This window comes from Novosphingobium sp. ST904 (assembly GCF_001298105.1).
Taxonomy (GTDB): Bacteria; Pseudomonadota; Alphaproteobacteria; order Sphingomonadales; family Sphingomonadaceae; genus Novosphingobium.
In genome coordinates this window covers 138,800-151,356 of sequence record NZ_LGJH01000156.1, presented here as the reverse complement: position 1 = coordinate 151,356, position 12,557 = coordinate 138,800, and the positions used below count along the sequence as shown (strand labels likewise).

Genomic DNA, 12,557 nt, shown 5'->3' with positions numbered 1-12,557 from the left:
AGCACCGGGGTCAGGAAAATGCCTGCAAGGTTCGAGAACGAGGCGCTGCACACCGCCGCCGCCACGTTGCCGCCCGCAATCGCGGTGAAGGCGATCGAACTCTGCACCGTCGAGGGCAGCAGGGTCAGGAACAGCACCCCGGTTGCCAGCGAGGGTTCGAGGCCCGGAATGGCACTCACGCCAAGGCCGATCAGCGGGAACAGCACGAAAATCAGGCAGGCCACCGTCAGGTGCAGCTTCCACGCCCGCGCCCCGTCGAGGATAGCCTCGCGCGAGAGCTTGGCGCCGTGCAGGAAGAACAGCAGCGCGATCCCCGCATCGGCCATCCCGCCCGCCACATCCGCCCAGACCCCGCGTGCCGGAAGCACCGAGGCCAGCCCCACCGTCGAGACCAGCAGCAGAAGATAAGGGTCGATGTTCAGGCGCGAAAGCAGGCGATTCATCCCGCTTCTCTAAAGCCTTGCCGCGCCCGGCAAAAGCCCCCGAAGCGCCTCATTGCGAGGAACAAGTCGCGCGGCGGCGGGTTGATCTCCTCAACAACTCGGGAAAGGATCTACCATGCGTTCCGGACTTTTGTGGCTGATAGGCGTGCCCATTCCGATCATTCTGCTGCTGGCCTATTGCACCGGCCATCTCTGACTACGGATCGCCGGCCCAGCAGCGCGCCTCACGCGGCGCCGAATGACTATTTTCGCGAGAATTGGCGCGCCCGGCAGGGTTCGAACCTGCGACCCCAAGCTTAGAAGGCTCGTGCTCTATCCAGCTGAGCTACGGGCGCGCGCCGGGTCCCCATAGCGCGGTTCGCCGCCAGCGCAAACCGCATGGACGGCGCAAGTTGTGCTTTGCGACGTTGCAGTGGCAGGTTACGCACAGCCGATGAGCGAAGCAGACCCTTCAAGCCCCGGCATTTCGGGCTCAGGCCTTTCCCGTATCGACGGCATGGCCGGCGCCCGGCGCCACTTCCGATATTTCGACTATATGCTGGTCGCCTTCGTGGTGATCCTGCTGCTCTCCAACCTGATCGGCGCCGCCAAGCAGGCCGAAGTCTCGTTCCCCTTCATCGGGCCGGTCACATTCGGCGCCGGTGTGCTGTTCTTCCCGGTTTCCTACATCATCGGCGATGTGCTCACCGAGGTTTACGGCTATGCCAACGCCCGCCGCTGCATCTGGGTGGGCTTCTTCGCACTGCTGTTCATGGTGCTGATGAGCGTGGTCGTTGTGGAAATACCCGCCAACGCCGAATGGGCGCTCGCCTCGGCGACCTATACGGTCGCCGGCAAGGAGGTGACCGCGCCCAATCAGGCGGCCTACTATTCGATCTTCGGCCAGACCCCGCGTATCGTCTTCGCCTCGGTCTGCGCATTCTGGGCGGGGGAATTCGTCAACTCCTTCGTGCTGGCGCGCATGAAGGTCATGACCCAGGGCAAGCACTTGTGGACCCGCACCATCGGATCGACGGTGTTCGGCGAAGGTGTGGACAGCGCGCTGTTCTATCCGCTCGCCTTCCTTGGCGTGGCCGGATTCACCCCTCATTCCATCGCTCTGCTGGCGCTGACCCAGTGGCTCATCAAGACGGGCTGGGAAGTCGTGCTGACCCCCGTGACCTACGTGGTCGTCGGCTGGCTCAAAAAGCGGGAAGGCGTGGACGTGTTCGACAGCAACGTGGACTTCTCGCCCTTCGCCAAGACCCGCAAGACCGCGGCAACCCCCGAATAAAGCGCGCCTTCCGCTTGGCATGACCGGCCCGCCCCGGTAGGTCCGGCGCGACCATGCTCGACCGCATCCTCCTGTCCCGTTTCCGCAACCACCGCGAGACCGCGGTGGAAGGCACGGCGCAGTTCAACCTCCTCGTGGGAGAAAACGGCGCGGGCAAGACCAACGTGCTGGAGGCCATCTCCCTGCTCTCGCCCGGACGCGGACTCAGGCGGGCGAGCCTGGCGGACATGCCCGGGCAGGACTTCGACGGCGGCTTCGCGGTAAGCGCCGCTCTGGCAACGCCCGGCGCGGGGGCCGAGGAGGAACCCGTGCAACTGGGAACCGGCATCATGGCCGAACGTCCCGGCCGCAGGGTCGTGCAGATCAACGGCGCCGAGGCTCCGGCGGTGCGCCTTGCCGAATGGCTGTCGATCGGCTGGCTGACCCCCGCAATGGACCGCATCTTCGTGGAAGGGGCCGGCGCGCGCAGGCGCTTCCTCGACCGTCTGGTCCTGGCGGTCCGGCCGGATCACGCCGGCCATGCCACTCGGCTGGACAATGCCCTGCGCGAACGCAATCGCCTGCTCTCGGACGACCTCGCGCCCGACCCGCGCTGGCTCGATGCAATCGAGACGCAACTGGCCGAAGCCGGTGCAATGGTTGCCGCAGCGCGCGCGGAACTGGTGCAAAGGCTTGAGGAAACCCTGGTTTCCCTGCCGGAATCGCCGTTCGCGCGGCCTTCCCTCGCCTATCAGCCCGGCGGGCCGATCGACGCCGAAGTCCTTGCCCGCGCCTTGCGCGATGGGCGCCCCCGCGAACGCGCGGCCCAGCGCACCTTGACCGGCCCTCACCGCGACGAAATGCTCGTAACCATGGCAGGAAAAGGCCAGCCTGCCGCCGAATGCTCCACCGGCGAGCAGAAAGCCATGCTGATCGCGATCACGCTGGCTCATTCGCAGCTACTGGAAAGCGGTGTGGAGCAACGCCCTCGCCTGCTCCTGCTCGATGAAGTTGCCGCCCATCTCGACCCGCTTCGCCGCGAAGCTCTGTTCGACCGTCTTCGCGCCGGTTCGGCCCAAGTCTGGCTGACAGGCACGGAACTCGCCCCCTTTGACGCCATCGCCCGGGAGGCCGCCGTGTGGGAAGTCAGTTCGGGTTGTGCACCGACTGGACTAGGTCGTAAACTCATAAACGACACCATCGAGGTTTTAGGCAAAATGGCTCAGCGCAAGAAGGGAAGGCGATGGAATATGTCGATATTTCAAGCCTTCCTGACGCAGCGCTGGGCCATTTTGCCTCAAACGTAGTTCACCGCAAGGTAAATCCCGAAGGGACGCCCAAATGGCTTCCATCTCGGGCCGAAGCCGTTCGCCATTTGGGCGCCTCGATGGTGCCGTTTATGAGTTTACGACCTGGGGTCGGCACTTGCCTCCGCAGTCTTCGGAAGCGCGTCCGCCACGTCGTCCACCGTGGCGGTGACGATGGCATCGATGCCGATCGCGGTCGGGTGGACATGGTCCTTCTGCATGAGGTCCGGCTTGTCGATCACCGGCTGAAGGAAGAACGGCACCAGAACCGCGCCATACTTCTGTGCGAGTTGCGGATAGATCGGATTGAAGTTCGCCGCATAGTCCTTGCCCAGGTTCGGTGCGGCCATCATCCCGAGCAGAACGATGCGGATGCCGTCCCCCTTCAACCGCTTGAGGATTTCTTCGAGGTTCCTGCGCGTCTCTGCCGGAGGAAGCGAACGCAGCATGTCGTTGCCGCCAAGGCTGACGATCGCGAGTTCCGGTTTGGGAGACTGGCTCTTCAGCGTGAAATCGAGCCGTTCCAGCCCGGCCGCCGTCGTGTCTCCCGAAACCCCCGCATTGGCGATCTTCGCGTTCACGCCCCGTGCGCGAAGGGCCTGTTCGAGCCGGTCCGGGTAGCTTTCGCCGTCATCCAGGCCATAACCCGCCAGCAGTGAATCGCCGAAGGCGAGGATCGGTCGCTCCGGTCCCATCACGGGAATCGAGGGCGGCGTATCGACCGCGCTCCGTGTCTGCTCGGGCACGGGAGGCGCCGCCTTGTCGCAGGCGCTGAGCAGGAACGGCAGCAGAAGCGACGGGACGAGCAGGACTTTCGCGTGAGCGCGCAAGGCTTTCTCCTTGAACTACGGGGCTTTGCCCACCCATATGGTGCAAGTGAGCGATCCTTCCCAGCCCCCCGCCCCTTCAATTCGTGCGCAGGACCTGCGCCTCACCCTCGGCAGCGGCGAAAGCGCGGTCGAAATCCTCAAGGGCATCGACCTCGTCGTCCCGCAAGGACAGACACTGGCGCTGCTGGGGCCTTCGGGTTCCGGCAAGTCTTCGCTGATGGCGGTGCTGTCCGGTCTGGAGCGGGCGAGTTCCGGTTCGCTGAGCATCGCCGGACAGGATTTCGCGGCGATGGACGAGGACGCGCTGGCCCGCGCCAGGCGGGGGCGGATCGGCGTCGTGCTCCAGGCCTTCCACCTTCTCCCCACCATGACCGCGCTCGAAAACGTGGCGACTCCCCTCGAACTTGCCGGGCTGGACCATCCGCGCGAGCGAGCCGAGGCGGAACTCGTCGCGGTCGGCCTCGGCCACCGTCTTTCGCACTACCCGGCCCAGCTTTCCGGCGGCGAGCAACAGCGTGTCGCCATTGCCCGCGCCCTGGCGCCCCGCCCTTCGCTGGTCTTCGCGGACGAACCAACCGGCAATCTCGACGCGGCGACCGGCGCCACGATCATCGACCTGCTCTTCGCCCGCCGCGCCGAGACGGGAGCGACCCTGCTCATCATCACGCATGACGAAGGCCTTGCCGGACATTGCGAACGGGTGGTGGCACTGGCTGACGGCAGGATCGCGAGAGACACGCTTGCAGCCCGCGGCACGGATTCCATCCTTGCCTGACCGCGCGCTGCCGTGGCGAACGGCATGGACACTCGCCCGTCGCGATCTTTCCGCTCGCTTCAGGGGCCTGCGGCTTCTGCTGGTCTGCCTGTTCCTCGGCGTCGGCGCGATCGCCGCCATCGGCACCCTGACCGGCTCCATCGACCGCGAATTGACGACGCGGGGCAGGGAAGTTCTCGGCGGCGACATCGAACTCAGGACCTGGCAGCGCAGTCTGTCCCAGGAGGAGATCAAGGCACTTGCCCGCTACGGCAAGGTTTCGCCGGGGCTGCGCCTGCAGGCCATCGCCCGCAAGGGCGAATTGACGGCACCTGTCGCGCTCAAGGCCGTGGACACCAACTGGCCGCTCTATGGCCGGCTGGAGCTTCAGGACGGTCGCAAGGTCGGCGCGCCGCCCCGCGGCAGCGTCTGGCTTTCCGAAGGACCGCGGCAAGGCTCGGCGCGCGGACGGCGACAGGATATCGCTCGGCGGGGTAGACCAGCGGATCGGCGGCATCATCGCCAGCGACCCCGAAAAGCTGTCCGAAGGCTTCGCGCTGGGCGATTCGGCGATCTCCGCGCTCGATCTTCCCGAACGCGCGGGGCTGACCACGGCAGGCGCGATGTACCGCAGCGCCACACGGGTCCGCTTCGCCGATCCGCAGCGGGACCCGGAAATCGTGATCGATGCGCTGGCAAAGCAGTTCGGAGACGATGCCTTCGAAACCCGCACCCGTAACGCCGCATCGCCATCCACCCAGCGCTTCGTCAGCCGGATGGGCCAGTTCCTCGCGCTCGTCGGCCTCGCAGCGCTGGCGATCGCGGGAATCGGGATCGGCGGCGGTGTATCCTCCTATCTCGAAGCCCGTCGCAGCTCGATCGCGACGCTCAAGGTGCTGGGCGCGACCAGCGGCGACATCGCAAGAATCTACGTGCTTCAGGTCGGCGCGGCCGCGCTGGCCGGGAGCCTTGCCGGGCTGCTCGCGGGCGTTCTGGTAACGCCGCTGCTGGCACAGGCACTGGGCGCATTGCTGCCCGTCGATACCGGCTTCACCGTATCGCCCGCGGCATTGCTGACGGCAATGGCCTATGGCCTGCTGGTGGCGCTGGTATTCGCTGCCCCGCCGCTTGCGCGGGCACGCAGCTTTCCGGCGATGGCGCTCATGCGGGCGCGGGTCTCTCCACTTGCAGGCAATTCCAAGGCGTGGCTGCTGCCGGTATGCCTCGGCCTTTGCGCCATCGTCGCGCTGGCGCTGCTCAATGCCGCGCAGCCGCTGGTAACGCTCGGGTTCCTTGCCGGAGCAGCCGCCCTGCTGGGACTGCTAGCACTGATCGGCACCGGCATCCGCACTCTTGCGGCCCGCCTGCCCCGGCCTCGCGACCCGATGCTGCGCGCGGGGCTCGCCAATCTGCACCGCCCGGGAGCCCAGACCGGCGCCCTCGTCACCGCGCTGGGCTTCGGTCTCTCCGCTTTCGTGCTGATCGCTGCCGTCCAAACCAGCCTCGACGCCAATATCCGCAGGACCGTCCCCGCCCGGGCGCCGGACTTCTTCGTGCTCGACGTTCCGAAGGACAAGGCCGGGGCATTTCGCGACACGGTCAAGGCCCAGGTCCCCGGAGCGGTTGTCCGCATGGTTCCCAACCTGCGCGGCCGCATCCTCGCCTATGGCCCCAGGGATCACATGACCCGCGTGGCCGACCTGAAGGAAATTCCCGAAGATGCCTGGGCACTGAAGGGCGAGCGCGGCCTGACATATTCGGTCGGCGTGCCCGAAGGCAGCACCATCACGTCCGGCAAGTGGTGGCCCGAGATCCACCGCGGCGAGCCGCTGGTTTCCGTCGATGAAAAATTCGCGCAGACCGTGGGCCTCAAAGTCGGCGACTATGTGACCGTCGGCCTGCTCGGCGTGGAGCGCTCTGCCCGGATCGCCGCACTGCGCCGGATCGACTGGGATACGCTGGGCTTCAACTTCGTCCTCGTGTTTTCGCCCAATGCCATCGCCGATGCGCCGCACAACCTTGCCGCCACCATCGAGCTTCCGCGCGGCAAGGCCACGGCAGGCCTGTTGCCCATGCTCGTCCGCGCTTTTCCCTCCAGTTCGGTGATCGAGACCGGAACCCTGCTGCGCGATGCCCGCGACCTGCTGGACCAGATGACGCTGGCCATTCTCGCCGCCGCTTCTGTTGCCGTGCTGGCGGGATTGGCCGTGCTGCTTGGCGCCATCGCCGCCGCCCGCGCCAGCCGGACTTACGACAACGTGATCCTGCGCGTGCTCGGCGCGAGCCGGGGGCAGCTCCTGCTCCTGCAAATCACCGAATACGGACTGATCGCCGGGGTGCTGGCAGTCATCGCGCTGGCCACGGGAAGCGCCATGGCCTGGGCGGTCATCGTCAAGCTCTTCGAATTCGAGTGGCTGCCGGACTGGCCGCGCATCCTGGCCGTGCTCGGCGCCGGACTGGTGCTGATCGTGAGCTTTGCCCTGGCCGGTTCGCTGCCGCTGCTGCGGGCGAAACCCGCAAGGGCTCTACGGGAGTTGTAGAGCCCTCCCCAGCGGCAGATCGAGCGTTCAGGCGAAAACGCTGTTTTCGATCTGGCGGACTTCGTGCGGATCGCGGGTCCGATAGACGAGCGTGCTTGCCAGCACGTCGTGCAGACCCTGCTTGCGCTCGGTGAAGGCCACCATGATAAAGCCGATCGCCAAGAGCAGCCCCGACAGGATCTTGCCGAAATAGCGCCCCGTCGCGCGCAGGAAGCTGATGCGGTTTCCGTGCATGTCGGTAACGATCACACCCACCGCCAGCTTGCCGACAGTCGCCTGCCAGGGCGAGCTTTCGAGAACCGCGAAGTAAAGCCAGGAACAGACGAGCCCGAGGCCGGCCCCCAGCAGCATGGAAAGCCCCGCGGCCATGTCGGCGTTCGCGCCCCCGCTCATGATCGAACCGATCCCGAAGCCGGTAAACATGCCGAGAATCCCGATGCCTATGTTCACGATGAAATAATCGATGAAGTAGGCGAGAACCCGCCACCAGAATCCACCGTATGGCACCATCTTCGCTATCCCCTTGTTCGAAGCACGATGTTTGCCGACCGCAAGACACGGCCGCCCTGAAACAGCGTAGCCATCGAAACCGCGATGACGAAGCCAAAATTGCAAATGTTATGACACGTTTACCTGCCGAAAAGACCGCTTCAGCCGATCCGCGCGGATGCCACAGGAAAAGGGGCGCTCAGGCAAAGCCCGGCGCCCCTGGCTGAGTTTGCGATCCCTTGCGCCTCCTCCCTGCCGCTCAGGTCCGCGCTTTCGCGTTCCGAGCTTTAGCCGGCAACGCGCCGCCGCGCCCAGAAGGCACGACTGGATTCTTGTTCAACCAGGTCTGGCGAAACGCCCTGTGTGGGGGAGCCTCGGCATTCCTCTCTCCATGCGGCGGCACTTTTTTTGTTAGCGCCGTCTCGCCTTGATTACAGGGAGGACATTAGGCGATTTGTGCGGCCTGAACAATCACTCAAAAGGGTTCCGGCAGGTCTTCCGGGCAGCTGTGGCAGACAGGCAACGGTTGCGCCCATCGGCTCAGCGCTTGCCGCAAACGCGCATATCAGGTAAGGGCGCGCCAATTTTGCGGCGCAGCATGCGCTGCTGGCCAACTCCTCGAACCGATAGGCACTGCATGTCAGCCCCGCTTCCCTTGCGCAATATTGCGATCATTGCGCACGTCGACCATGGCAAGACCACCCTCGTCGACCAGCTTTTCCGCCAGTCCGGCACCTTCCGTGACAACCAGCGCATCGAAGAACGTGCGATGGACTCGAACGACCTCGAAAAGGAACGCGGGATCACCATCCTTGCGAAGCCGACTTCGATCGAGTGGAACGGCTACCGCATCAACATCGTCGACACCCCCGGCCACGCCGACTTCGGCGCCGAAGTGGAACGCATCCTCTCGATGGTCGACGGCGTCGTCCTGCTGGTGGACTCGTCGGAAGGCGCGATGCCGCAGACGAAGTTCGTCACCGGCAAGGCGCTCGGCCTCGGCCTGAAGCCGATCGTCGTCGTCAACAAGATCGACCGTCCCGACGGCCGTCACGCCGAAGTGCTGGACGAAGTGTTCGACCTCTTCGTCAGCCTCGACGCCAACGACGAACAGCTCGACTTCCCGACCCTCTACGCTTCGGGCCGCAACGGCTACGCCAGCTACGATCCGGATGCCCGCGAAGGCAACCTGACCCCGCTGTTCGAAAAGATCGTCGAGCACGTTCCGGCCCCTGACCTCGATCAGGACGCGCCGTTCTCGTTCCTCGCCACCCTGCTTGATCGCGACAACTTCATGGGCCGCGTCCTCACCGGCCGCGTCCAGTCGGGCACGCTGAAGGTCAACGACCCGATCCGCGCCATCGACATGGACGGCAAGGTTATCGAAGTCGGCCGCGCCACCAAGGTGCTGTCGTTCCGTGGCCTTGACCGCGTTCCCGTGGAAGAAGCCCGCGCCGGTGACATCATCGCGCTGGCCGGCCTCGAAAAGGCCACCGTGTCGAACACCATCGCCGATCCTTCGGTTTCCACCGCGATCCAGGCGCAGCCGATCGATCCGCCGACCCTGGCGATGCGCTTTGCCGTCAACGACTCGCCGCTCGCGGGCCGTGAAGGCGACAAGGTCACCAGCCGCATGATCCGCGACCGCCTGATGCGCGAAGCGGAAACCAACGTCGCCATCCGCGTCACCGAATCGGCCGACCGCGACAGCTTCGAAGTGGCCGGTCGCGGCGAACTTCAGCTGGGCGTCGTGATCGAAACGATGCGCCGCGAAGGCTTCGAGCTGGGCATCAGCCGTCCGCGCGTGCTGTTCGGCAAGGACGAGAAGGGTGGCCGCACCGAACCGTACGAAACCGTCGTGATCGACGTGGACGACGAATTCTCGGGCACGGTCGTCGAGAAGATGCAGCGCCGCAAGGCCGAGCTTACCGACATGCGTCCTTCGGGCGCCGGCAAGACCCGCATCACCTTCTCGGCTCCTTCGCGCGGCCTGATCGGCTACCACGGCGAGTTCCTCTCGGACACCCGCGGCACCGGCATCATGAACCGCCTGTTCGAGAAGTACGACAGCCACAAGGGTCCGATCGAAGGCCGCCAGAACGGCGTGCTGATCTCGAACGGCACCGGTGAGGCCGTGGGCTACGCGCTGAACAGCCTCGAAGATCGCGGCATCCTGTTCGTGAAGCCGCAGGAAAAGATCTACGAAGGCATGATCATCGGCGAAAACGCCAAGCCCGACGATCTCGAAGTGAACCCGATGAAGTCGAAGCAGCTGACGAACTTCCGTTCGACCGGCAAGGACGACGCCATCCGCCTCACCCCGCCCCGCGTCATGACGCTGGAGCAGGCGATCGCTTACATCGACGACGATGAAATGGTCGAAGTGACCCCGCAGTCGATCCGTCTGCGCAAGGCCTACCTCGACCCGAACGAGCGCAAGAAGCAGAGCCGCAAGAAGGACGCCTGATCTCTCGGCGCCCTGGCGCCGGGATCGGACAGGATCTGAAAGCCGGATCCGGAAACATGACGGGCGGCAACCGCAAGGTTGCCGCCCGTTGCCGTTTTCGGCTCTCTCCCAATCTTGTCAGATGGTCAGAACTGGAAACCCAGGGTCGCGCGGAGCGAGTGATAGTCGAAGTTCTTGTCCGAACCCTTGATCCGGGTCGAGCCCGAATCGATCAGGAATGGATTGGTTGCCGGAGCAGTGCCCGGACCCACTTCGACATTGTACTTGTTGTCGTTGTAGCGATTGTAGAGATATTCGAGGCCGAGGCTGACATTGCGGGCGACCATGATCTCGCCGCCACCGCCGGCCTGCCAACCCCAGACCATCTTGTTGTTGCGCTGCGGATCGAACGAATTCACTTCATTGGTGGTCTGGAACTGATGGTCGATCTTGGCCATCCCGCCGCCGCCGGTCACATAGAACAGCGCCCCGCCGCCGGGCGTATAGCCTGCCCGCAGACGACCGGAGACACCGTAGTCGAGCTTGCGCTGGATCGAGTAGCTCGCCGGCGTCGTGCTGAAGCCGGAGGTCGCATCCTTTGCTTCGCTCTTCACGCCCTCGACCAGGCCGCCGAGCACGAAGTTGCCCATGCGCTTGTCATATCCGAAACGGACGCCGTACTCCGCACCGTCCTTGTCACTGCGGCACCCATCCGCCGGAGTGGCGCCGCGCGCACGGCCATTGCAGAAGCCCGGACTGAACGCATTGGCGCCGCCCGCCGTATTCACGGTGTTGTCGTAGCGGCCATCGCCATCGGTATCGAAACGCAGACTGTCGCCGCGATCGTTTCCACGAGCGGAAAGACCGCCGAAGGCCTGGATGTAGGGACCGTCGAAATGGCTGTTGCGTGCGGGCGTGTCAGTCGCCATCGGCGCGGCGGCATCCTCTTGCGCCATGGCGGGCAGAGCCGCGGCGGCAGCGGCGAGGCTCACCGCCGACGTGAGAAAGCGTAGCGTTTTCATGATAATATCCCTGTCACTATTCGTGTCTTGCCTTCCCCGAAGACTGGAGCGCCGCTTTAGTTGCCGGTCTTGCGCCGAGCCGAGGAGCAGGATGGGGCAGGCCGAAAACGCCGACCGGAAAAGGTGTGCCAGGTTCATACAAACTCGTACAAACCTGAACGAATTCTGCTGAACCTGCTTCGATCCGGTTCAGAAGCGGAGGCGTAGAAGAAACTCAACAAGGGATGAGACCCCGGCCCCTCCGGAGCACCTTCCCCGCAAGGAGTTTCGACCAATGACCTTCTTCCGTAACGCGACCATTACCGCCGCTCTTGCCGCCACCGCGCTTGCCGGCGCCACTCCGGCGATGGCCCGCGACTATCATCGCGGCAACGACAATACCGCAGCCGTCGCCATCGGCGCGGGCGTGATCGGTCTGGCTCTCGGCGCGATCATCGCCTCGAACAGCAACGATCATGACCGCGATCGCGATCGCTATTACGACAGCAGCTATGCCTATACCCCCGGCTACGGCAGCGGCTGGGAATATCGCGACGGCTGGTACTGGGACCGCGATGGCGGGCGCCACAGCCGTGACGATTACTATCGCAACCAGCGCGGCGATTATCGCCGGGGCTACGACCATGACCGTGGCGACTACCGCCGCGGCTACTGATCCCACGAGCCACCGAGGCAGGCGGACAATACCCCTCGCCGCCTGCCAGAGACGCCCGGCCATTCCTCCTGGCCGGGCGTCTTTCATTTGCATCCCGGCGAAAGCGCGTCTCGCCTCGTCCCGTACTGAACGGAAAGTTCACCCCTAGTTCAGTGCCCCCAGGCGATCCTGACAATCCAACGTGCCCGCTGATTCCGCCGTAACTTGGTTGGCCCGGAAAGGAGTGCGATATCATGAAACTGACTTGGAAGACCCTGGGTCTGGCCACCGCCCTTGCGGCATCGGCCCTGACCGCATCGGCGCCCGCGATGGCGCGCGATTACTACGATCGGGGCGGCAACGATGCTGCCGTGGCCATCGGCGCCGGAATCATCGGCCTGGCTCTCGGGGCGGCGCTCGCCGACCGGGATGATGGTCGCTATTACGATCGCGGCTATTACGATTCCCGTCGCTACGTTACCGTGCGCGATCGGCCGGGCTATTACTATTATTATGAGGGCGCGCCCAACCGCTACTACCGCGATCGCTACTACGACCGGTACTATGCCCCCTACTACCGCGACCGTTGGGCCGGCCGGGACCGCTGGCGGGACGACCGTCGCGGCTGGCGGGACGATCGTCGTGGCTGGGGCCACGATCGCCGCTGGGATCGCGGCCGGGATGGCTGGCGGGACGATCGCCGGCGGGACTGGCGCAGGGATGACCGGCGCCGGGACGATCGCCGCAGGGATTGGCGCCGCTAGGCGACCGTCCCCAAGGCAATGAACGCAGTCGCGGTTTTCCGCAGGTTCCCACACGCATCCGTGAAGTCCACTCGCC

At 65.1% G+C, this 12,557-nt stretch carries 11 protein-coding genes and 1 tRNA gene; 7 read left to right on the top strand and 5 right to left on the bottom strand.

The genetic code is table 11. The annotated features are described in order from the left end of the window. Together ADT71_RS19860 and ADT71_RS19855 are read right to left on the bottom strand one after the other, a co-directional pair. The coding region (locus ADT71_RS19860) for a bile acid:sodium symporter (protein WP_197283086.1) at positions 1 to 443 on the bottom strand (443 nt) is incomplete at its 3' end. Positions 444 to 701: 258 nt separating this feature from the next. Continuing rightward, positions 702 to 778, bottom strand: a tRNA-Arg gene (locus ADT71_RS19855). 98 nt (positions 779 to 876) lie between these two features. On the opposite strand from ADT71_RS19855, the gene ADT71_RS19850 reads away from it, so the two are divergent. Further along, on the top strand, positions 877 to 1,716 hold the full coding sequence (locus ADT71_RS19850; RefSeq protein WP_082370462.1) for a queuosine precursor transporter: 840 nt from the start codon (positions 877 to 879) through the stop codon (positions 1,714 to 1,716). A gap of 53 nt (positions 1,717 to 1,769) precedes the next feature. Beyond that, complete coding sequence (recF, locus tag ADT71_RS19845; protein WP_082370461.1) at positions 1,770 to 3,002, top strand: DNA replication/repair protein RecF; 1,233 nt, start codon at positions 1,770 to 1,772, stop codon at positions 3,000 to 3,002. 98 nt (positions 3,003 to 3,100) lie between these two features. Here recF and ADT71_RS19840 read toward each other — a convergent pair whose 3' ends face one another. Beyond that, positions 3,101 to 3,832 carry an arylesterase gene (locus tag ADT71_RS19840; protein WP_231636056.1) on the bottom strand — a complete coding sequence of 244 codons (732 nt, stop codon included), beginning with the start codon at positions 3,830 to 3,832 and terminating at the stop codon, positions 3,101 to 3,103. Positions 3,833 to 3,869: 37 nt separating this feature from the next. Between ADT71_RS19840 and ADT71_RS19835 the strand changes: the two genes are divergently transcribed. Further along, positions 3,870 to 4,607: an ABC transporter ATP-binding protein gene (locus ADT71_RS19835; protein ID WP_054439566.1), complete on the top strand. Its 738-nt coding sequence runs from the start codon at positions 3,870 to 3,872 to the stop codon at positions 4,605 to 4,607. Positions 4,608 to 4,957: 350 nt separating this feature from the next. Then, on the top strand, positions 4,958 to 7,126 hold the full coding sequence (locus ADT71_RS19830; RefSeq protein WP_231636055.1) for an ABC transporter permease: 2,169 nt from the start codon (positions 4,958 to 4,960) through the stop codon (positions 7,124 to 7,126). 27 nt (positions 7,127 to 7,153) lie between these two features. On the opposite strand, the gene ADT71_RS19825 is transcribed toward ADT71_RS19830, so the two are convergent. Beyond that, positions 7,154 to 7,636 (bottom strand): RDD family protein, encoded by a 483-nt coding sequence (locus ADT71_RS19825; RefSeq protein ID WP_054439564.1) that lies wholly within the window; start codon positions 7,634 to 7,636, stop codon positions 7,154 to 7,156. Positions 7,637 to 8,252: 616 nt separating this feature from the next. On the opposite strand from ADT71_RS19825, the gene typA reads away from it, so the two are divergent. After that, the gene (gene typA, locus ADT71_RS19820) at positions 8,253 to 10,082 is read left to right on the top strand and encodes a translational GTPase TypA (protein WP_054439562.1); all 1,830 of its coding nucleotides are present in this window, start codon (positions 8,253 to 8,255) and stop codon (positions 10,080 to 10,082) included. A 125-nt stretch (positions 10,083 to 10,207) separates the two neighbouring features. Here the strand turns inward: typA and ADT71_RS19815 are convergent, their stop codons facing one another. Continuing rightward, positions 10,208 to 11,083 (bottom strand): outer membrane protein, encoded by an 876-nt coding sequence (locus ADT71_RS19815; protein ID WP_054439561.1) that lies wholly within the window; start codon positions 11,081 to 11,083, stop codon positions 10,208 to 10,210. Positions 11,084 to 11,357: 274 nt separating this feature from the next. Between ADT71_RS19815 and ADT71_RS19810 the strand changes: the two genes are divergently transcribed. Then, entirely contained in the window at positions 11,358 to 11,738 is a 381-nt protein-coding gene (locus tag ADT71_RS19810; RefSeq protein ID WP_054439559.1) for a hypothetical protein, read from the top strand. Positions 11,739 to 11,971: 233 nt separating this feature from the next. Further along, positions 11,972 to 12,481, top strand: coding sequence for a hypothetical protein (locus ADT71_RS19805; protein ID WP_054439558.1), 510 nt, complete (start codon positions 11,972 to 11,974; stop codon positions 12,479 to 12,481). Positions 12,482 to 12,557 lie beyond the last annotated feature (76 nt).